Annotated in this window: 19 protein-coding genes and 1 pseudogene; 13 read left to right on the top strand and 7 right to left on the bottom strand. The window is 70.0% G+C overall.

The window, feature by feature from the left end:
* Positions 1–36: 36 nt before the first annotated feature.
* On the top strand, positions 37–1,212 hold the full coding sequence (locus QNI14_RS13840) for a Cmx/CmrA family chloramphenicol efflux MFS transporter (protein WP_005882743.1): 1,176 nt from the start codon (positions 37–39) through the stop codon (positions 1,210–1,212).
* Positions 1,209–1,547 (top strand): annotated as a pseudogene (locus QNI14_RS13835) (helix-turn-helix domain-containing protein); the annotation flags it as partial. The gene QNI14_RS13840 and the pseudogene QNI14_RS13835, both read left to right, overlap by 4 nt.
* Here the strand turns inward: QNI14_RS13835 and QNI14_RS13830 are convergent.
* A protein-coding gene (locus QNI14_RS13830; RefSeq protein WP_179559560.1) for an IS5 family transposase occupies positions 1,536–2,430 on the bottom strand; the annotation gives its coding sequence in 2 pieces (ribosomal slippage) (positions 1,536–2,078 and positions 2,080–2,430; 894 coding nt in all). The pseudogene QNI14_RS13835 and the gene QNI14_RS13830 sit on opposite strands and share 12 nt — an antisense overlap.
* Positions 2,431–2,456: 26 nt before the next feature.
* A complete protein-coding gene (locus tag QNI14_RS13825; protein ID WP_179559142.1) occupies positions 2,457–3,392 on the bottom strand; it encodes an aminoglycoside phosphotransferase family protein in 936 nt (311 codons plus the stop codon).
* A gap of 149 nt (positions 3,393–3,541) precedes the next feature.
* On the opposite strand from QNI14_RS13825, the gene QNI14_RS13820 reads away from it, so the two are divergent.
* The 3 genes from QNI14_RS13820 to galE all read left to right on the top strand — a co-directional run bounded on the left by QNI14_RS13820 (position 3,542) and on the right by galE (position 7,240).
* Positions 3,542–4,459, top strand: a complete 918-nt coding sequence (locus tag QNI14_RS13820; RefSeq protein WP_283717213.1) for a LysR family transcriptional regulator — start codon at positions 3,542–3,544, stop codon at positions 4,457–4,459.
* A 74-nt stretch (positions 4,460–4,533) separates the two neighbouring features.
* Positions 4,534–6,174, top strand: coding sequence for a phosphoglucomutase (alpha-D-glucose-1,6-bisphosphate-dependent) (gene pgm, locus QNI14_RS13815; protein ID WP_283717212.1), 1,641 nt, complete (start codon positions 4,534–4,536; stop codon positions 6,172–6,174).
* Between the two features lie 88 nt (positions 6,175–6,262).
* Positions 6,263–7,240, top strand: coding sequence for a UDP-glucose 4-epimerase GalE (gene galE / locus QNI14_RS13810; RefSeq protein ID WP_283717211.1), 978 nt, complete (start codon positions 6,263–6,265; stop codon positions 7,238–7,240).
* A gap of 7 nt (positions 7,241–7,247) precedes the next feature.
* Here galE and QNI14_RS13805 read toward each other — a convergent pair whose 3' ends face one another.
* The gene (locus tag QNI14_RS13805; protein WP_283717218.1) at positions 7,248–8,180 is read right to left on the bottom strand and encodes a LacI family DNA-binding transcriptional regulator; all 933 of its coding nucleotides are present in this window, start codon (positions 8,178–8,180) and stop codon (positions 7,248–7,250) included.
* Positions 8,181–8,302: 122 nt separating this feature from the next.
* On the opposite strand from QNI14_RS13805, the gene galT reads away from it, so the two are divergent.
* From galT to QNI14_RS13785, 4 genes are all read left to right on the top strand, one after another.
* Positions 8,303–9,487: a galactose-1-phosphate uridylyltransferase gene (gene galT, locus QNI14_RS13800; RefSeq protein ID WP_283717210.1), complete on the top strand. Its 1,185-nt coding sequence runs from the start codon at positions 8,303–8,305 to the stop codon at positions 9,485–9,487.
* Positions 9,484–10,662 carry a galactokinase gene (gene galK, locus QNI14_RS13795; RefSeq protein ID WP_283717209.1) on the top strand — a complete coding sequence of 393 codons (1,179 nt, stop codon included), beginning with the start codon at positions 9,484–9,486 and terminating at the stop codon, positions 10,660–10,662. The genes galT and galK overlap by 4 nt, the downstream gene beginning before the upstream one ends.
* Positions 10,663–10,820: 158 nt before the next feature.
* A complete protein-coding gene (locus QNI14_RS13790; RefSeq protein ID WP_283717204.1) occupies positions 10,821–12,509 on the top strand; it encodes an ABC transporter ATP-binding protein in 1,689 nt (562 codons plus the stop codon).
* Positions 12,510–12,576: 67 nt separating this feature from the next.
* A complete protein-coding gene (locus tag QNI14_RS13785) occupies positions 12,577–13,647 on the top strand; it encodes an FUSC family protein (RefSeq protein WP_283717203.1) in 1,071 nt (356 codons plus the stop codon).
* Between the two features lie 172 nt (positions 13,648–13,819).
* Here QNI14_RS13785 and QNI14_RS13780 read toward each other — a convergent pair whose 3' ends face one another.
* From QNI14_RS13780 to QNI14_RS13770, 3 genes are all read right to left on the bottom strand, one after another.
* The gene (locus QNI14_RS13780; RefSeq protein ID WP_283717202.1) at positions 13,820–14,773 is read right to left on the bottom strand and encodes an ABC transporter permease; all 954 of its coding nucleotides are present in this window, start codon (positions 14,771–14,773) and stop codon (positions 13,820–13,822) included.
* A complete protein-coding gene (locus tag QNI14_RS13775; protein WP_283717201.1) occupies positions 14,770–15,774 on the bottom strand; it encodes an ABC transporter permease in 1,005 nt (334 codons plus the stop codon). The genes QNI14_RS13780 and QNI14_RS13775 overlap by 4 nt, the downstream gene beginning before the upstream one ends.
* An 83-nt stretch (positions 15,775–15,857) precedes the next feature.
* Complete coding sequence (locus QNI14_RS13770) at positions 15,858–17,531, bottom strand: ABC transporter substrate-binding protein (protein WP_283717200.1); 1,674 nt, start codon at positions 17,529–17,531, stop codon at positions 15,858–15,860.
* A 216-nt stretch (positions 17,532–17,747) separates the two neighbouring features.
* Here QNI14_RS13770 and QNI14_RS13765 point away from each other — a divergent pair, with 216 nt between their 5' ends.
* The 3 genes from QNI14_RS13765 (at position 17,748) to QNI14_RS13755 (ending at position 19,741) form a co-directional block, all read left to right on the top strand.
* On the top strand, positions 17,748–18,611 hold the full coding sequence (locus tag QNI14_RS13765; protein ID WP_283717199.1) for a spermidine synthase: 864 nt from the start codon (positions 17,748–17,750) through the stop codon (positions 18,609–18,611).
* Between the two features lie 84 nt (positions 18,612–18,695).
* Positions 18,696–19,223 carry a hypothetical protein gene (locus QNI14_RS13760; RefSeq protein WP_283717198.1) on the top strand — a complete coding sequence of 176 codons (528 nt, stop codon included), beginning with the start codon at positions 18,696–18,698 and terminating at the stop codon, positions 19,221–19,223.
* A 29-nt stretch (positions 19,224–19,252) separates the two neighbouring features.
* Positions 19,253–19,741, top strand: coding sequence for a SprT-like domain-containing protein (locus QNI14_RS13755; RefSeq protein WP_283717197.1), 489 nt, complete (start codon positions 19,253–19,255; stop codon positions 19,739–19,741).
* 3 nt (positions 19,742–19,744) lie between these two features.
* On the opposite strand, the gene QNI14_RS13750 is transcribed toward QNI14_RS13755, so the two are convergent.
* Positions 19,745–20,374 (bottom strand): 2-phosphosulfolactate phosphatase, encoded by a 630-nt coding sequence (locus tag QNI14_RS13750; protein WP_283717196.1) that lies wholly within the window; start codon positions 20,372–20,374, stop codon positions 19,745–19,747.
* Between the two features lie 37 nt (positions 20,375–20,411).
* Here QNI14_RS13750 and QNI14_RS13745 point away from each other — a divergent pair, with 37 nt between their 5' ends.
* Positions 20,412–20,906, top strand: coding sequence for a hypothetical protein (locus tag QNI14_RS13745; protein WP_283717195.1), 495 nt, complete (start codon positions 20,412–20,414; stop codon positions 20,904–20,906).
* Positions 20,907–20,918 lie beyond the last annotated feature (12 nt).

The raw sequence follows: 20,918 nt of genomic DNA, 5'->3' as shown, positions 1-20,918 counted from the left end.
TTCTCTTGTTCGCACTCTCGCTTCGGAGCTACCTCGATGCCTTTCGCTCTCTATCTTCTTGCCCTGGTGGTCTTCGCCATGGGTACTTCCGAGTTCATGCTCGCCGGCCTCGTGCCCGACATTTCCACATACTTCGGCGTTCCCGTGGGGACAGCTGGTCTCCTGACATCGGCATTCGCCGCGGGCATGGTGATCGGCGCACCTGCGATGGCCGCCCTCACTCGTCGCCTCCCCGTGAAATCGACACTCTTGGGTTGCGTGACTGTATTCGCGGCGGCTCATGTCGTCGGGGCGCTGACGCCCGACTTCACTGTTCTGTTCATCACGCGCGTGATCGCCGCGATTGTCAACGCAGGCTTCTTGGCGGTCGCACTGGGCGCGGCGACGAAACTCGTGGCACCCAACGCCAAAGGTCGGGCCGTATCGATTCTGCTGGCGGGCACCACCGTCGCAACCGTCGCCGGCGTCCCCGCGGGTGCCGTACTTGGTACGGCCCTTGGCTGGCAGTCGACGTTCTGGGCGATCGCTCTCCTCTGCGTCCCCGCTGCGATCGGCATTGCCGCGGGCTTCACCACTCAAGCTGGCGACACGTCCGAGAAGGATTCGTCCTCGCTGCGGATGGAGTTGGCGCAGCTTGCCTCTCCGCGCCTCGTTCTGACGATGATGCTGGCTGCCCTGGTGAATGCCGGCACCTTCGCAACGCTGACCTTCCTTGCGCCGATCGTTACGGGAACCGCCGACCTGAGCCAGTGGTGGGTGTCGGTGGCGCTTGTGCTCTTCGGCGTCGGTTCCTTCATCGGCGTCACCGTTGCGGGACGGCTCGCTGACGCCCGACCTCGCGTCGTCATCATGGGCGGTGGAAGCGTCCTTGTACTCGGCTGGGTCGCCTTGGCGCTCTTCGCGACGAACCCCGTTGCCCTGCTCGGGCTCGTTTTCGCTCAGGGTGTGTTGGGGTTCGCTGTCGGCAGCACGCTGATTACGCGAGTGCTCTATGCGGCGGCGGGTGCACCCACCATGGCGGGTTCGTACGCGACCGCGGCACTCAACGTCGGCGCAGCAGTCGGTCCCATACTTGCCGCTGCCGCGCTCGGCGTGATACCCGGTGCGCTCGGGCCCGTTTGGGTGGCCGTCACCACGACCGCAGCGGCATTGCTGCTCACCATTCCCCTTCTCCGGCTGATCGCGCCCGCCGAGAGCGAAGTGGTCAAGTGACGCACGCTAACTCGCCCTTGACAGTCGAAGGCCGTCGCCGACTCATTGAGCGCTGCCGCTCTCGACCCCTCGCGCATGTCGCCGCAGAGATGGGCATCTCCCGCGCAACCGCATCGAAGTGGGTAACCCGGTACCGCAAGTTCGGTCAACTCGGCCTGCTTGACCGCTCATCTGCTCCAATCCGGCAGCCAAGCGCGACACCTGGCGAGACGCTAGCGCGAATCGAGGAACTACGGCGCGAGCACAAGTGGTCAGCATCCCGCATCACCTTCGAACTGCATGGAGATGGCGTTGCGATCAGTCGGCGCACCGTCACTCGGCACCTAGGGCGTGTCTGACAAAGCGCGGGTCCATGCAATGACGGCGTTGAGGACGACGGCGGCGCGGTAGATGACGGCGTGCTTGTCGAAGCGGGTCGCGAGGCCGCGCCATTGCTTGGTGTGGCAGTAGTGGCGTTCGATCACGTTGCGGTTCCTGTAGTCGGCGGCATCGAGCCCGACCGGGCGGCCGCCGTGGGAACCGCGCCGTTTGCGATGCCCTTTCTGATCGTCGGGTTCAGGTATCACGGCCTTGATGCTGCGGGCGCGCAGGTGCCCGCGGATCGCTCGGGACGAGTACGCCTTGTCGCCGCGGATGGCGTCGGGTCTGGTCCGCGGCCTGCCGATGTCGCGGGCGACGCGCAGCTGCGCCATGAGCGGCAAGAACATCGGCGAGTCACCGGCCTGCCCGGGCGTGATCAGGGTGACAAGCGGGAGCCCGTTGCCGTCGACGAGCTGGTGGATCTTCGTCGAAAGCCCGCCGCGGGAGCGGCCGATCCCGTGATCAGGCGGCTCGATCAGCGGATTCGTGTAATTCGACTCAGCCCCCCGTGGTGCGAGTCGTGTTGGTCGCGTGCTGGTGCGCGCGGGCGATGGTCGAGTCCACCGAGAGCGACCAGTCGATCAACCCCGCAGCGTCGGCGGCAGCGGTCAGCTTGGCGAGGACCTTGTCCCATGTGCCGTCGGTCGCCATCCGGTGATGCCATGTCCACACCGTCTGCCACGGCCCGAACACCTCCGGGAGATCCCGCCATGCAATCCCGCACCGATAGCGGTACACGATCGCCTCGACCATCAGCCTCGCGTTCGAGAACCTCCTACCGGGCCGGCCCGTTGTACGCGGCAGCATCCCCTCGATCAGTGACCACTGGGCATCCGACAGCATCTGAAACCGCGACATGTGTCGAGTGTCCCAGCGCCGCACGCTCAACCTTTGCCGAACGCACCGAAGGAGGCGAGAGCGTCGTCCACCGTTTTCGCGGACGTGCTGATGGCGGTATGCCCGTCCTCGATATCCCACAGCGTGTTCTGCAGCAGGCGAGCAACCGTCCACCCCGCTGCACGACCACGGTCGAGGTCGAGCATCTCGGTGAGGATATCGAAGCGTCGTCGCACGATGCGTGGCGCGTCAGTGACGGTGTCATTGGTGCTCCACCCGCTGTCCAGGGCAGGCCAAAGATCGAACCCAGGATCGCCGACGAGAGGCTCCGGATCGATTGCTAGCCAGGGTTCACGGTCGGCTGCGAGGACATTGCCATAGTGCAAATCCCAGTGCAGCAGGTGATTCCCGGGCTCGGCTTCGAGCTCGGTGACTCTGCGCATCCATCGATGAAGCCGAGACCGGTCCTCGCCCTCAAGTGTGTGCATCGCTGCGGGCGCGTCGTCCAGCATCCCAGAGAGGATCGTTCCGACACGGGGAAGCCCGTTGGGGGCAGGCGTGCTGTGCAAGCGCGCCAGGAGCGAGCCGACCACACGAACAGCGCTGTCGTCGTCTTCGACGGCTTCGAGGGTGCGATCACCATGGAGGCGCTCGAGCAGCATTCCGCCGCGGTCGGGGTCGCTGTCTAGGAGGCGGACTATCCCACGGCCGTCCCATCGGACGAGGCCGAGGATCGCAGCCGTTGTTTCAGCGCGCGGCACTTGCAACTTCAGCGCTGCCTGCGTCCCGTCGGTGCGACGCACCGGCACGACGATCCCCGCCTCCCCCGATCGGACCACACCTTCCGGTCGAAGCTCCCAATCTTGAAGAAAGTCGCCAGCGACCGACGACAACACACTTGCCCATTCGCGGGTCGCGTCGTTGCCGGTCTCGAAAGCATTGAGAACCCCAGCTGGAACGACGAACTGTTGATCCCCGCCCATACTCAACAGTTCACCACAGCGAGCGACCGCTTACCCCAACAGCCACCATGGCCCATGAGCAGGCCCTTTGTCAGACACGCCCTAGTTCATAGTGACTGCCGATGAAGCACAAGCGATGCTTTCTTCCGTAGATTCGGTAGCATCACTGCATGATCGATCTGGAAGCCGTCGTCTCGCTCCGCACGATCGCCACGAGCGGCTCGGTCGCGGCCGCGGCATCCGTCCTGGGATACACGCCTTCGGCAGTCTCGCAGCAGGTGAAGCGCCTCGAACGCGACACCGGCGTTGCGCTCCTCGAGCGCGCGGGCCGCGGCGTCGTGCTCACCGATGCCGCGACACGGCTCGTCGTCGCGTCGACGCCGATCCTCGCCGACCTCGAGCGGGTGCGCGCCGACCTCCAGTCGCCCGGCGAAGCGCACGGTCGGCTTTCGGGCGAGGTCCGCCTGGCGGCGTTCTCGACGGTCGTGCGCGGGCTCGTCGTGCCGCTGCTCGCCGAGCTCGCCGACGCGCATCCCGACCTCCGGCTCCCGCTCCGCGAGAGCGAACCCTGGGAGACCGTCGCGCTCGTCGCGTCGGGGCAGCGCGACCTCGGCATCGTGCACCAGTGGGGCGGCGTCGCGCTGTCGCTGCCCGAGCCGCTCGTCGCGACGCCGCTGTTCACCGACGTCGCAGACGTGATCCTGCACCGGGATCACCCGCTCGCGGCCCGCACCGAACTGCGCCCCGAAGACCTCGGCGACGAGCGCTGGGTCGCCACCTTCGACGCGACGATCTGCCGACAGTGGCTCCGGCGCCTGTTCGACGGCGTGTCGGGCGCACCCCGCATCGTCCACGAATCCATGGAGTTCGAAAACCACATCGAGCTCGCCCGCACCGGCTCGGTCGTCGCGCTCGTACCCAGGCTCGGGCGGCGCGAGCTCAGCCCCGACCTCGTCGCGATCCCGACAGTGGCACCGGCATCCGCGCGCGACATCCTCGCCGTGCACCGCCGTACCCAGGCCGACTCCCCCGCCCTTCGGGCCGTGCTCGACGCGGTGGTCGAGCGGGCCGCGGGGCTCCGACGCTGAGCGCCGGCTGGCGATCCGCGCAAGAACACCGACACGAACGTCCGCGCCGGGTCGCCACCTGGCAGACTGACCCCATGAGCCGCGCTGGACTTCCCGCCGAATCCTCTGACCTGATCGATGTCGACGAGCTGATCGCCGCCTATTACGACCGCAAGCCGGATGCCGCAGTCCCGGCGCAGCGCGTCGCGTTCGGCACGAGCGGACACCGCGGCTCGTCGCTGTCCACGAGCTTCAACGAGGACCACATCCTTGCCACCACCCAGGCGATTGTCGAGTACCGCGCCGCGCAGGGGATCACCGGCCCCCTGTTCCTCGGACGCGACACCCACGGCCTGTCCCTGCCGGCCGAGCGCACCGCGATCGAGGTGCTCGTCGCGAACGGCGTCGACGTCCGTGTCGACTCGCGCGACGCGTGGGTGCCGACCCCCGCGCTCAGCCACGCGATCCTCGCGTACAACCGCGGCCGCGCCGAGAGCGACCCCGGCCGCGCAGACGGCATCGTCGTCACCCCCTCGCACAACCCGCCGCGCGACGGCGGCTTCAAGTACAACCCGCCGCACGGCGGCCCCGCCGACACCGACGCCACCGGCTGGATCGCCGACCGCGCGAACGCGCTCATCGAAGGCGGGCTCGCCGACGTCCGCCGCATCCGTCACGCCGACATCGACGCCGACACCCTCGGCGAGTACGACTTCCGCGAGCACTACGTGGCCGACCTCGCGTCGATCATCGACGTCGAGGCGATCGCCCGCGCAGGGGTCCGCATCGGCGCCGACCCGCTCGGCGGTGCATCCGTCGAGTACTGGGCCCTCATCGGCGAGCGCTACGGCCTCGACCTCACCGTCGTGAACCCCGAGGTCGACCCGACCTGGCGTTTCATGACGCTCGACTGGGACGAGAAGATCCGCATGGATCCGTCGTCGCCCTCGGCGATGGCCGCCCTCGTCGCCCGCCGCGACGAGTACGACATCCTCACCGGCAACGACGCCGACGCCGACCGCCACGGCATCGTCACCCCCGACGCCGGGCTCATGAATCCGAACCACTTCCTCGCGGTCGCGATCGATTACCTCTACCGTCACCGTTCCGGATGGCCGGCGGATGCCGCGATCGGCAAGACCCTCGTCTCGTCGATGATCATCGACCGCGTCGCGTCGTCGCTCGGCCGCACGCTCATCGAAGTGCCGGTCGGCTTCAAGTGGTTCGTGCCCGGCCTCATCGACGGGTCCGTCGCGTTCGGCGGCGAAGAGTCGGCGGGCGCGTCGTTCCTCCGCAAGGACGGCACCGTGTGGACGACCGACAAGGACGGCATCCTGCTCTGCCTGCTCGCCGCCGAGATCCTCGCGGTCACCGGGAAGACGCCCTCGCAGCGGTACGCGGAGCTCGAGTCCGAGTTCGGCGGCGCCGCATATGCCCGCGTCGACGCACCGGCATCCACTGCGCAGAAGGCCGCGCTGTCGAAGCTCTCCGGCGACGCCGTGACGGCGACCGAACTCGCCGGCGACCCGATCACCGCCAAGCTGTCGCACGCGCCGGGCAACGGCGCCGCGATCGGCGGCCTCAAGGTGCAGACCGAGTTCGCGTGGTTCGCCGCCCGCCCGTCGGGCACCGAGGACGTCTACAAGCTCTACGCCGAGTCGCTGCGCGGCCCCGAGCACCTCGCGCAGGTGCAGGCCGAGGCGCGCGCGGTGGTGGCTGCGGCACTGGGCGGCTGACGCCGCGGGCGCTGGGGTCTTCAGCCGCGGGCGCTGGGCGGCTGACGCCGCTGCGGGCTGCCCGCTCGTGCACCGATAGGCTCGGAGCATGAGCTGGCTTGTCACCGGAGGCGCCGGGTACATCGGCGCGCACATCGTCCGCGCACTCGCTGACGCGGGGCTGTCGCCCGTCGTCCTCGACGACGTCTCGAGCGGGCACACCTCGTTCATCCCCGAAGGTGTGCCGTTCGTGAAGGGCAGCATCCTCGACCAGCAGCTGCTCGTCGACACACTCCGCAGCCACGACGTCGAGGGCGTCATCCACGTCGCCGGATTCAAGTACGCCGGCGTCTCGGTGCAGCGCCCCCTGCACACGTACGAGCAGAACGTCGAGGGCACGCGCGTCGTCCTCGCAGCGATGGCGGATGCCGGTGTCGCGAACATCGTCTTCTCGTCGAGCGCCGCCGTGTACGGCACGCCCGACGTCCCGCTCGTGACCGAGGACCTCCCCAAGCGACCCGCGTCGCCCTACGGCGAGTCGAAGCTCATCGGCGAGTGGCTGATCGCGGCGCAGGGCGTCGCGACGGCGGCATCCGATCGTCCCCTGCGCCACACGTCGCTGCGCTACTTCAACGTCGTCGGGTCGGGTGACCCCACGGTGTACGACACCAGCCCGCACAATCTGTTCCCGATCGTGTTCGAGATGCTGCTGGGCGGCAAGACGCCGCGCATCAACGGCGATGACTACGACACCCCCGACGGCACGAACGTGCGCGACTACGTCCACGTGGCCGACATCGCCGCGGCGCACGTCGTCGCAGCGCAGCGCCTCGTCGGCGGTCAGTCGATCGAGCCGGCGTACAACCTCGGGTCACAGAACGGCCTGTCGGTCCGCGAAATCATGGACGCCGTCGCCCGCATCACCGGGATCGACTTCACCCCCGAGATCGCCCCGCGCCGCGCGGGCGACCCCGACCGCATCGTCGCCACCGGCGAGCTCGCAGCGCGCGACCTCGACTGGCAGATGCGGTACACGCTCGACGAGATGGTCCGCACCGGCTGGGAAGCGCGCCAAGCCGCGCGCTGAGCTGGGGTCAGCCGGAGGCGCGGGCGATGAGCGTCGTCGGGACGACCGTCTGCGTGGGGGCGGCACCGTCGAGCGTCGCGGCGAGTGCGGCGATCGCGGCTTCGCCGAGCGCGTCGAAGTCCTGCCGGATCGTCGTGAGCGGCGGGCGGTAGTCCGCGGCATCCGCCACGTCATCGAACCCGATCACCGCGACGTCCTCGCGGCCCGCTTCAGCGAGCGCGCGCAGGAGCCCCAGCGCCATCTGGTCGTTCGCGGCGAAAACGGCGCTGACATCGGCACCGAGTTCTGTGCCGGCGCGGTAGCCGGATGCCGCGGTCCAGTCGCCCCGCACGAGCGGTGCGGTCGCCGCGTCGAGGTGCGCGGCTCGCCACCCGCGCTCGCGCTCGGCCGCGGCGAACGACGACGCCGGCCCGGCGAGGTGCGCGACCGAGCGATGCCCCGCATCGAGCAGCCGCCGCGTCGCGGCTTCGGCGCCGCCGGCGTGGTCGGACTGCACAGTGGCGTACGAGCCGCCGGGCGAGTCGACGGCGACGAGCGCGAGCCCCGTCGGCGGCGTCACGCCCTCGGCGATCGCGGATGCCTCGTTGAGTACGACGGCACCGTCGACGCCCAGCTCGTGCAGCCGCTCGAACGCGTCCGCGACGTCGCGGCGCTCGGTGAGCGCGATGAGGGTGACCGAGAGACCCCGACGCGACGCCGCGGCGGCGACGGCCTCGAGCATGCGGGAGTTGCCGACGGTGGCCAGGGTCGAGACGACGAGTCCGATCGTGTCGGTGCGACCGGTGCGAAGTGCGCGGGCGGCGCGATGCGGGCGGTAGCCCAGCTGCGCCATCGCGGCTTCGACGCGGGCGCGTGTCTCGGGGTCGACCCGAGGACTGGCGTTCACGACGCGCGAGACCGTCTGCCCCGAGACGCCCGCCGCTGCGGCGACATCGGCCATCGCGACTCGTCGTTCCACGGCATCCTCCTCGCGCCATCTCGGCCGGCCGGGCCCGCCCGTTCACAACTCCGGAGATCCGGGTGATGTTGACGATAACATAGCGCCTCGGCTACCGTGTTGACGTGAACACTCCGGAGTTGCAGCCCGCCACCCCCGCCGACGTCGACGCTCTCGGCGCCGGCGTCGTCAAGCGCAGCACGCGCCTCGCCGACGGCCGCGAGCTCATCTACTTCGACGACCCCGGCACCACCCTCGGCCCCGAGCGCGCCGTCGACACCCGCGACCTCGCCGCCCGCCCCGACACCGCGACCATGCGGCAGGACATCCTCACCGGCGACTGGGTCTCGGTCGCAGCCGCGCGCCAGCACCGCGCGTTCCTGCCACCGGCCGAGCTCGATCCGCTCGCGCCGCAGACGGCGACCAACCCGTCCGAGATCCCCTCCGTCTACGACGTCGCCGTCTTCGAGAACAAGTCGCCCTCGTTCGGGCCGGCGTTGACGGATGCCACGGACTCCGCGCCCGCGGCATCCGATCCCCCTCGCGGTCTCGACGACCTTGCCCACCTGGGCCTCGGCCGCACGCGTACGAGCGTCGGCCGCACCGAGGTCGTCTGCTTCTCTCCCGAGCGCACCGGATCGTTCGGCACCCAAACCGTCACGCGGGCCCGAACCGTCATCGAGGCGTGGGCAGACCGCACCGCCGCACTGTCGGCCCTGCCCGGCATCGAGCAGGTCTTCCCGTTCGAGAACCGCGGCGAAGAGATCGGTGTGACGCTGCAGCATCCGCACGGCCAGATCTACGCGTACCCGTACATCACGCCGCGCACGACGCGGCTCCTCGACTCGATCGACCGGACCGCTCCCGACCTGTTCGCGCGCATCCTCGAATTCGAGCAGGCGGGACCGCGCGTGCTGCTCCAGGGCGAGCACTGGACCGCGTTCGTGCCGTTCGCCGCGCGCTGGCCGCTCGAGATCCACATGCTCCCCCACCGGCATGTGGCCGACTTCGCGGCGCTGAACGCCGAGGAGAAGGACGAGCTCGCGCCGCTCTACCTGCGACTGCTGCGCGGCGTCGACGCGCTCTACGACTCGCCGACGCCGTACATCGCGGCGTGGCACCAGGCGCCCGTGCACGTCGGCCGCGACGCGGTTCGCCTGAACCTGCAGCTGACGAGCCCACGCCGCGCCGCCGACAAGCTGAAGTTCCTCGCCGGATCCGAGGCCGCCATGGGCGCCTGGATCGGCGACATCCCGCCCGAGGACGCCGCCGCGCGTCTCCGCACCGCAATCGAAGGAGTCACGCTGTGACCGCTGCCGGCGAGGCCTACGCCCTCTTCACCGAACTCACCGGCACCGAGCCGGCCGGACGCTGGTCGGCTCCCGGCCGCGTCAACCTCATCGGCGAGCACACCGACTACAACGACGGGTTCGTCTTCCCGTTCGCGACCCCGCACCGCACCCACGTCGCGCTCGGGCACCGCACCGACGGCCGCATCCGCGTCGTCTCGACGTTCGACCCGATCCCGGTCGAGGTCGCCCTCGCCGACCTCGACGCGCTGTTCCCGGCCCGTCGCGACGAGGTCGTGGAGTGGGCGCGCTACCCGCTCGGCGTCGCGTGGGCGCTGCTGCAGGCGACCGGTCGCGACACGGCATCCGTTGCGGGGGTCGACCTCGCCTTCGCGTCCGACGTCCCCGTGGGTGCAGGCCTGTCGTCGTCGGCCGCGATCGAAGGATCGACGGCGTCGGCGCTGAACGACGTGTGGGGCCTCGGACTCGACCGCGTCGCGCTCGCCCGCGCCGGCCGCACGGCCGAGAACGAGGCCGTCGGCGCCCCGACCGGCATCATGGACCAGATGGCGTCGATGCTCGGCGAGACCGACGCCGGCACCTTCCTCGACTGCCGCAGCCTCGTGGCCGAGGTCGTCGACCTCGGATTCGCGCGGGCCGGGCTCGACCTCGTCGTGATGGACACCCGCGTCACCCACGCGCACTCGACCGGCGGCTACGGCGAGCGCCGCGCGGCGTGCGAGCGCGGTGCCGCCGCGATGGGCGTACCGGCGCTGCGCGACGTGACGATCGCCGACCTCCCGACCGTCGCGGAGCGCGTCGACGAGGTGACGTTCCGCCGCGTGCGACACATCGTCACCGAGAACCAGCGTGTGCTCGACACCGTCGAGACGCTCCGGGCGCAGGGGCCGCGCGCGATCGGCGCGCTGCTCGACGCGTCGCACGTGTCGATGCGCGACGACTTCGAGATCTCGGTGCCCGAGCTCGATCTCGCCGTCGACGTTTCGCGCGCCACCGGCGCGATCGGCTCCCGCATGACCGGCGGCGGCTTCGGCGGCGCCGCGATCGCGCTCGTCGAGCACGCGAAGGTCGCCGCCGTCACCGAGGCCGTGACGCAGGCGTTCGCGGATGCCGGTTACGCGGCGCCCCACATCTTCACCGTCTCCCCCTCGGAGGGCGCGCGTCGCGACGGCTGACCGGCGGCGCACAACTCAGGCAGAACCGCGGGCTGCGGCGGCATCCACCTCGCCTGCACCGGATTTGCCTGGGTTGTGACCCCCACCGGCGTTACGACTTCGTGACGGCACCGGGCGCGGCGGTGCGGGATCGGGCCTCGCGAGGCAGGATGGAAGGCATGCCGATCGAGACCCACCCCGCTCCCGGCGCCCCGCTCCTGCAGGTGCGCGACATGGCCGTCGACTTCGAGACCATCGACGGGACGGTGCACGCCGTCGAGGGCGTCGACCTCGACATCGCCGCGGGTGAGACCGTCGCGATCGTCGGCGAATCGGGCTCGGGCAAGTCGACCACCGCGATGGCGATCATCGGGCTGCTCGCGGGCAACGGTCGCGTCTCGAAGGGCAGCATCCTGCTCGACGGCGAAGACCTCGTCGGTGCCTCCGAGGCGACCATGCGCACCGTCCGGGGCGCGAAGATCGGCCTCGTCCCGCAAGACCCGATGTCGAACCTCAACCCGACGTCGAAGATCGGCACGCAGGTCGCCGAGACCCTCCTGGCGCACGGCCTCGCCACGAAGAAGGACGTCGACGCGAAGGTCGTCGAGACGCTCGCCGCCGCGGGCCTGCCGAACGCCGCCGACCGCGCGAAGCAGTACCCGCACGAGTTCTCGGGCGGCATGCGCCAGCGCGCGCTCATCGCGATCGGCCTGGCCTGCAACCCGCGCCTGCTCATCGCCGACGAGCCCACGAGCGCCCTCGACGTGACGGTGCAGAAGACGATCCTCGACCAGCTCGGCCGCATGACCACCGAGCTCGGCACGTCGGTCCTGCTCATCACCCACGACCTCGGGCTCGCTGCCGAGCGCGCGGAGCGCGTGGTCGTCATGCACCGCGGCAAGATCGTCGAGCAGGGCCCCGCCCGCCAGATCCTCGAGCACCCGCAGCATCCGTACACGCAGTCGCTCGTGAAGGCTGCTCCGTCGGTTGCCGTCGCCCGGCTTCGCCCCGAGGCGTTCGAGACGACGGATGCCCCGCACCAGGTATCCGACACCGCGGCATCCGGCACCTCGGCATCCACCGACAACATCGTCGAGGTCGAAGACCTCTCCAAGCTCTACAACGTCCGCGGGCAGAAGGAGCCCTTCGCCGCGGTGAAGGACGTCTCGTTCGCGATCCCGCGCGGCAAGACGGTCGCGATCGTGGGCGAATCCGGCTCGGGCAAGACCACGACCGCCCGCATGATGCTGAAGGTCGTCGAGCCGACGACCGGCGTCATCCGGTTCGACGGCGTCGACGTCGCGTCGCTGAAGGGCCGGGAGCTCCGCGAGTTCCGCCAGAAGGTGCAGCCGATCTTCCAGGACCCGTACTCGTCGCTGAACCCCATGTTCACGATCGAGCGGATCATCGCCGAGCCGCTCGAGTTCTACAAGCGCGGCTCCGCGAAAGAGCGCGCCGCGCGCGTGCGGAAGCTGCTCGACGACGTCGCCCTGCCCGAATCGACGCTGCGCCGCTACCCGTCGGAGCTGTCGGGCGGTCAGCGCCAGCGCGTCGCGATCGCCCGCGCGCTCGCCCTCTCCCCCGAGCTCATCGTCTGCGATGAGCCGGTCTCGGCGCTCGACGTGCTGGTGCAGGACCAGATCCTCACGCTCCTGCGCGACCTGCAGAACGAGTACGGCCTGAGCTACCTCTTCATCTCGCACGACCTCGCCGTCGTCCGACTGATCAGCGACTACGTCTGCGTCATGAAGGACGGGCAGCTGGTCGAGGCGGCATCGAGCGAAGAGATCTTCACCAACCCGCGCGACCCGTACACGCGGAACCTCCTCGCCTCGATCCCCGGCAACGAGCTCGACATCGCCGTCTGAGTGGATGCCGCGTGACGCGATGTCCACCCCCTCGGGGTGATCACCGCGGGCGCGTAATGTCCCTCGGGTGTCTCAGCCCAACCTGATCTCGGGCGCCCTCCGCTCCGCGACCAACCGATCGCGCCTGCTCCTCGCCGCGAAGGCGTCGGGTGCTGCCGTCGCGGCGTGGCTGCTCGCGCCCCTCGTCCCGTTCAGCGCGGCCGAGTACTCGTACTACGCACCGCTCGGCGTCGTCGTGACGATGTACCCGACGCTCGCAGACTCGGCCCGTTCCGGCCTGCAGACCCTCATCGGCCTCGCCGCGGGGATCGGCCTGGGTCTCGGCGCGGTCGCCGTCGATCTCGCAGGCGTGCCCGCGGTCGTGCCCCTCGCGCTCGTCGTCGCGATCGGCATCCTGCTCGGTGGACTGCGCCAGCTCGGCCCCGGTCGTGAGTGGATCACGATGGCGGCGATGTTCGTGCTCCTCATCGGTGGGCGCAGCGACGCCGAGACCTTCTCGGTCTCGTACCTCGTCACGATGGCCTTCGGCGTCCTCGTCGGGGTGATCGTCAACGTCGCGATCGCACCGCCGCTCTACCTCGGCCGGGCCGAGGAGCGGCTCTCATCCCTGCGCGACGAGCTCGCCGAACAGCTCGGCCAGATGGCGGATGCCACCGCCGGCGGCACGATCGACGACGAGTCGCTCGCCGCCGCGATGGAGCGCCTCTCCGGCACGCTCGCCGTTGTCACCGAGGACGTCCGCGAGGCCGACCTCAGCCGCCGCGGAAATCCGCGGGGCCGTCGGCATCACGCCGACGACAACGCCCGCAATGCCACGCGGCTCCGTGCACTCGAGCGAACGGTCTTCTTCACGCGCGATCTCGCCGACGTCCTCATGCGGCTCCCCCCGGACGCGCCGGCCCTCGCGGGAGCGTCGCGCGATCGGCTCGCGGACGCGATCCGTGCGTGTGGCGCCATGGTCGCCACGGACGCCGCTCGGTTGGCCGAATCGGGTGAGATCACCCGGGCGTCGCAAGCGGTCGAGGCATACCTCGAGTCACTCGGCGCCGACGCGACACCCGTTGAGTCCGTCGCCGAACAGGCCACCGCGGCCGTCTGTCTCCGACGCATCATCGACGCGTCGCGTCCGTTCACCTGAGCGGATGCCGCGTGCGCGGCATCCACTCTCCGACCTCAGCCCCCGCGCTCACGGGCGCGCGCACACCCATCGCCGTCTGTTCAGCGAAGCGATCCCGGTGGGCCGGACAGTCGGGGAAGGGGCCCTGTTGTCCGACCCGCCGGGATCGCGAAGCGGAACCAGCGGGGAGAATTCAGCGCCCGCGCGTCCGCGGATCCATGGCCTCGCGCAGCGCCTCACCCAGCAGGGTGAAGCCGAGCGCCGTGACGGCGATGCAGATGCCGGGCAGGAACGCGAGCCACGGGGCGATCGCGAGCTCGGCCTGCGCGTAGGTGAGCATGCGACCCCATTCCGCGGTCTCGGGGCGACCGCCGCCGAGGCCGAGGAACGACAGCGCGGCGGCGTCGATGACCGCCGTCGCGAGTGACAGGGTGCCCTGCACGATGACCGGTCCGACCGCGTTCGGCAGGACGTGGCTCATCGTGATGCGCCCGCGGCCGAGGCCGAGGGTCTGCGCCGACAGGACGTAGTCGGCCGAGCGCTGCTGCAGCATCGACGCGCGCAGCAGGCGGGCGAAGATCGGCACCTGCGCGACACCGATCGCGATCATCACCGAGTTCTGGTTCTGCCCGAGGATCGCGGCGATCGAGACGGCGAGTAGCAGGCTCGGCACCGACAGCAGGATGTCGACGATTCGCATGATGACGTTGTCGACCCAGCCGCCGAACGTGCCGGCGATGAGCCCGAGCAGCATGCCGCCGACGAGGCCGTACGCGGTCGAGATGACACCGATCTGCAGCGACGCCTGCGCGCCCCAGATGAGCTTCGACAGCACGTCGCCGCCGAAGCGGTCGAGACCGAGCGGGAACGCCGCGACCTCGCCCGGTCCGGGGATGAACGTCGGGGTGATCTCGCGAGCACCGGGCAGCGCCGTCTCGGGGTACGGCGCGAGGATGGGCGCCAACAGCGACACCACCACGAACAGCAGCACGATGACTGCACCCACCCACGCGGTGGGGTTGCGGCGCAGGCGCCGGAAGACGTCGTGCCAGAAGCCGCCGCGGGGCGCACCACCACTGGCGGGGGCGAGGTCGACGGCGGATGCCGCGGCGCTGCCGTCGGCAGCGGGAGGAAGAACGGCGCTCATGAGACCCTCACTCTCGGGTCGATGAGGCTGTACGACACATCGACGAGCAGGTTGATCAGTGCGTAGGCGATCGCGATGAAGATGATGAAGCCCTGGAGCACGGGGAAGTCGCGGTTGAAGATCGCGTTCGCGAGGAACGAGCCGATGCCCGGGAACGCGAACACGGTCTCGGTGAGGATCGCGCCCGACAGCAGGAGGCCCGCCTGCAGGCCGATCGTCGTGACGACCGGGAGCATGGAGTTTCGGAGGATGAAGCGGTTGCGCAGCAGCGCGCCGGGGACGCCCTTCGCTTTGCCGGTGCGGACGTAGTCGGCGTTCTGTACCTCGAGCACCGACGCGCGCGTGATGCGGACGATGATGGCGAGCGGGATGGTGCCGAGTGCGATCGCGGGGAGGATCAGGTGGAGGATCGCATCCCAGGCGGCGTCGAACTCCCCGGTGATGAGCCCGTCGAGCACGTAGAAGTTCGTGTAGTGCGTCGCATCGATGCGCGGGTTCTGCCGCCCGTCGGAGGGGAGCCAGCCCAGCTGCACGGCGAAGACGTACTTCAGGATGAACGCGAGGAAGAACACCGGGATCGTGATACCGACAAGGCTGAACACGACGGCGGCGTGGTCGGCCGCCTTGCCGTGCCGTCGTGCGGCCCAGTAGCCGAGCGGCACACCGACGCCGACGGCGATGATGAGCGCCGCGACGGACAGTTCGATCGTCGCCGGGAAGCGGCGGAGGAATTCCTCGAGCACGGGGCGCCCGGTGTCGATGGAGTTGCCGAAGTCGCCCGAGAGCAGGCGACCCATCCAGGTGAAGTACTGCTCGACGATGGGCCGGTCGAAGCCGTAGAGCGCGTTGATCCGCTCGACGGCTTCGGGCGTCGCCTTCTCGCCGAGGAGCGCGACGGCGGGGCCGCCGTTCAGGGAGCGGACCCACCAGAACAGCAGGATGCTCATGCCGAGCAGGGTGGGGATCAGCAGCAGGAGCCGCTTGCCGATGGTTCGGAGCACGATGTCGCTTTCACAGTGGGCGGCGCGGGACGGGGAAGCCCCCGCCCCGCGCCGGTCAGGCGACGGATGCCGCCTGGTGGAACTTACTCGGTGAGGACGATCTGGCTGAACACCTCGTCGTTCACCGGGCTCGCCGGGTAGCTCTCGACCCGGGGGTCGAACGCGAGCGTCGGCGCGGGGTGCGCGAGCGGCACACCCGGGATGAAGGTCGCCACCATCTCGTTGATGTCCTGGTACAGCGCGGACTGCTCTTCGAGATCCGGGATGCCACGTGCTTCGTCGAGTGCGGCGAAGAGCTCGGGGTTGTCGAAGCCCCACTCCGCCGACTTCGCGCCGAAGAACACGCCGACGAAGTTGTCGGTGTCGTTGTAGTCACCGGTCCACCCGAGCAGGTGGATGCCGTGGTCGGTTCCCGCCGTGATCTTGTCGAGGTAGTCCGGGTTCCACACGTCCGTGACCGGCTCGGTGACGACGCCGACGGCCTCGAGCTGGCTCGAGAGCACGGTAAAGATCTGCTCCGGGTCCGGCATGTAGGGGCGCGAGACGTCGACCGGGTAGTTGAAGTCGAGCGTGAGCGGGTTCGACTCGTCGTAACCGGCCTCGGCGAGCAGCTCCATGGCCTTCTCGGGGTCGTACTCGTACGTGGTGACGTCGGGGTTGTAGCCGTTCACGCTGTCGGGCATGAACTGCGTCGCCTTCTCGGTGCCCTCGGGGAGGACCTGCGAGATGAGCGCGTCCTTGTCGATCGCGTACGACAGCGCCTCACGGACCTTCGGGTCCTGCAGCTCCTCGACGGCCTGGTTGAAGGCGAGGTAGAGGATCGTGAACGGCGGCCGCGAGACCATCGTGTAGCCGTCCTCTTCGAGGGCGGTGGTGTCTGCCGGGCCGACGAGGTCGTAGCCGTCGATCGAGCCGGCCTCGAGCGCCTGGCGACGCGCGGTCGGGTCGCCGATGACACGGAAGATGATCTCGTCGATCTGTCCCGCGTCGCCCCAGTAGTCCTCGTACGAGCTCAGCGTCAGCTGCTCGCCCGGAGCCCACTCGTCGAAGACGTACGGGCCGGTGCCCACGGGGTGACCGGTCGCGTACTCGCTCAGCACGGGCGCTTCGGCCGTGCCGCCGACCTCGTCAGCGCCGTACTCCTCGAGGGCGGTCGGCGACTGCATCGCGAACGCGGGAAGCGAGAGCGCCGGGATGAATCCGGCGAACGCCTTGTTCAGCTCGATCGTGACCGACGTGTCGCCGTCGGGGGTGCACGACTTGTAGACGGCGTCCTCGGCGTTCGAGGCGTACCCCTTGAAGAGCTTGTTGTAGTAGTAGCCGAGCGCCTCGCTGGCTGCCAGACCCTCCCAGTTGAACCAGCGGTCGAAGTTGGCGCAGACCGCTTCGGCGTTGAACGGGGTGCCGTCGTGGAACGTGACGCCTTCCTTCAGCGCGAAGGTGTGCGAGAGGCCGTCCTCGCTGGACTCCCACGACTCGGCGAGCAGCGGCGCGGGGTCGGCGGTGCCGGGCTCCGTGCCGACGAGGCCTTCGAAGATCTGCCGCGAGACGCGGAACGTCTCGCCGTCCTGCGCGAAGGCCGGGTCGAGGCTGGCCGGGTCGGATGCCGCGGCGAAGACGAACGTGCCGTCGACGTCGCCGGGCGCGGCGGTGTCGCCGTCGTCGCCTCGCTGGCTGCCGCACGCGCTGAGCGCGAGGGCACCGATCACGAGCGTCGCGGCAGCCGCGATCACCCGCTTCCTGTGAGTGGAGAGCATGTGCTGTGCACCTTCCGTGTGACTCGTCGACGGGCGCGACTGTACGACCGCCGAGGGATGCGCTCGACGCTACCCCGGCACGCACTGCGCCGCAGTTACATCTGCATCTCGATCGTGTTTCGCCTCGAGGGAACCCCATCACGGTCGGCGCTGGCGCAGAAATCGTGGCATCCGGATGAGGGGATTCTCATGCGTTCGAGCGGATAGCGTTGACGCATGGCCAGGTCACGCGGAGACGAGGATGCCCCGAGCGTCCGGCTCTCCGACGGGCGACCGGCGCGCATCATCCCGAGCCGCTTCGCCGGCGGGTGGGAGCTCGTCGTCGAGACGACGCCGCAGTCCCACGTCGACCTCGACGACCCCTCGCACCTGCACTTCGAGTACGTCGCGCGGATGGGCGCGGTCATCGACCAGCTGGGCGAGCCGCGCCAGCCGATCACGGCGGTCCACCTCGGCGCCGGTGCCATGACGCTCCCCCGCTACGTCGAGCACACCCGCCCCGGCTCGCGGCAGCAGGTCATCGAGCTGGAGCAGGGCATCGTCGACCTCGTCCGCGACCACCTCCCGCTGCCGCGCACCGGGCAGCTCCGGGTACGCATCGGCGACGCGCGCGACGTCGCCTCGCGACTGCCGGCGGGCCTCGTCGGCAACGTCGACCTCGTGGTGTCGGACGTCTTCGCCGGTGCACAGACGCCGGCGCACCTCACCACGGTCGAGTACTACCGCGTCCTCGCCGAGCTCCTCGCGCCGGGCGGCATCCTGCTCGTGAACATCGCCGACGGGAGCGGACTGCAGTTCGCGCGCCGGCAGGTCGCAACCGTCCGCGAGGTGCTCTCGGACGTCGTCGCACTCGCCGAGGTCGCGACGCTCAAGAGCGGCCGCTTCGGGAACATCGTCATCGCGGCATCCGCATCGGCCCTCCCGATGGAGTGGCTCCCCCGACTCATGGCTGCGGGCCCGCACCCGGCGAAGGTCGCGCACGGCGACGAGCTCGACGTCTTCGCGCGCGGCGCCCGCGTCGTCACCGATGCCGACGCAGAGCCGTCGCCGAAACCCGCGGCATCCGTCTTCGAACGGTGAACACGCGCGCCGCGCTGCCCGCGATCCGCACGTGATCGGGCGACACTGGATGCACACGTCGGGACGGTCTCGGGAGGAGTCGCCGTGAGCTACATCAAGGGATACGACCCGGAGACCCTGCGCGAAATCGTCGACCTCGGCGAGTGCCGCGACCGGTTGGACGAGCTCGGCGAGCAGCGCAGCCTCGCCGCGATCCTCGAGCGCGTCTGGCTGCTGAAGGTGCTCGATCGACTCGACGACGCCCTCGTCGTCGCGGAGCAGTCGGTGCGGCTTGCACGCATGGCAGGCACCCGGAAGGACCTGCTCCGCGCCCGGGTGCTCCACGCGACCGTGCAGCAGTTCCGCGGTGCGTACGCGGCAGCGATCCACGAGCTGAACATGTGCGTCGAAGAGGCCGAAGGCCAGCGCTGGCCCGCGCTCGCGGCGTTCGCCTACCAGCACCGCGGAAAGGTCTCGTACGACGCCGGCGATTACACCGCGGCGCGCGCCGACTTCAAGAAGGCCCTGTTCCTGCGCCAGGAAGCGGGCGCACCCGAAGACCAGCTCGAGTCGTCGCTGCTCGCGATCGACGCGGCCGACCGGCGTCGGGCCGGGGCGTCCGTCGCCAGCTGAGTGTCGCCGGCCCCTCGTATCGTCTGCGCATGACCGACCTGATCGACGTCCGCCGCGAGGCGGAGGAACTCCTCGCGGCACACCTCGACGCGTCGTGGAGCTTCGCCTTCGACAACGCGAAGCGTCGCGCGGGCGCATGCGATTACCACCGCAAGCGCATCACGCTGTCGCGCTACCTGTCGGCCCGGTACGACGACACCACGAACCGGCAGACGATCCTCCACGAGATCGCCCACGCGCTCGCGGGCCCGTCGGCGGGCCACGGTGCCGAGTGGAAGCGCATCGCGCGGGCGCTCGGCTACACCGGCGGCGTCACTCACCGCGGCGAGACCGCGACCGAGCTCGCCCCGTGGGTGGGCACGTGTCCCGCGGGGCACGTCGCGTACCGTCACCGGCGCGCCACCCGGGCAACCTCGTGCGCGATCTGCGCCCCCTCGTTCGACGCCCGCCACCTGTTCACGTGGGAGCGTCGCGAGATCACTGCGGCGACGCGGCGCGCAGCACTCGTCGCCCGCTGATGTTCAGGCGGCGACCCACACCCCGTCGCGCAGGACGGGGACGGATGCCACGCTGTCGTGCACGGCCGCGGCGAGCACCTCATCGCGGCGACCTGCGTCGAGCAGCTCCTGCCCCGACCCGCTCGCGGTGAGCAGGTGCTTCACGGCGCCGCGAAGGCCACGGAACGCCTCGGACGCCGCGGCGGCTTCGGGGGACGTGTGGTCGACGCCGAGCGCTTCGAGCGCTGCGAGGACGGCGCCGGCGCCCAGCTGGTCTTCGACTGCAAAGCGCAGTGATCCGACGTCGGTCAGCTCTCCCGCGGCGACGATATTGACGCTCGTGCGCGCACCGCGCCGCGCCTGCTCGGCGAGGACGGCCGAGGCGACCGCCGACGCGTTCTGCAGGCAGCCGAGGAAGACGACTGGAGCGGATGCCGCGGCTGTCGCGACCGCGGCGCCGTTGCGCGAGACCGCGTGGGCGGCGTCGTCGTGCGGCACCTCCTCGCCCGCAGCGACGCGTGCGGCGACCGTGGACGAGAACCGCAGCACGTCGACGACCACGACGACGTCGGCGGGTGCGAGCCGCTCGAGTCCTTCGACGCCCCAGTCGAAGCGCAGCTGGTAGCGGGACTGGTCGAACGTGCTCGCGGTCATCTCCCCAGCGTACGAGCGCGGGTGACAGACTCGAGCCATGCGGATCCTCCTCAAGCTCGAACTCGACTGCACACCGGATGCCGCGTGGCGGGCGCTTCACTCGCCGCGCGCGATCGCCGAGTTGTACGGTCCGCTCATCGAGATGGTCCCGCTCGAGACGCAGCCCGCGACGTCGCTCGAGCACGGCGCGGATGTGCCGGTGCAGCTGCGGGCGCTCGGCGCCCTGAACGTGGGACGGCAGCTCATCCACGTGGAGGATCGCGCGCTCGAAGATGCGCACGGACCGGTGCGGATCCTGCGCGACAGCGGCATCCCGTTGACCGGCCCACTGTCGCGGCTCGACGTCTGGGACCACCAGATGGCCGTGAGCGCCTCCCCCAGTCATCCGGGGAAGACGCTCTGGCGCGATCGGCTCGTGATCGGCGGCGCCGCGGCACTGCCGCTGTGGCCGGTGCTCTGGGCGACGTGGCAGTACCGGGCCGCCCGCTTGCGGGCGCTCGCGCCGACCTGGGCCTACGACCCCGCTCCCTGACCCCGACCCGTT

The sequence above is a fragment of the Microbacterium dauci genome, from assembly GCF_030065535.1.
Taxonomy (GTDB): domain Bacteria; phylum Actinomycetota; class Actinomycetes; order Actinomycetales; family Microbacteriaceae; genus Microbacterium; species Microbacterium dauci.
Note: the sequence above shows the minus strand (reverse complement) of the source record. Positions and strands in the feature narration are given on the sequence as shown.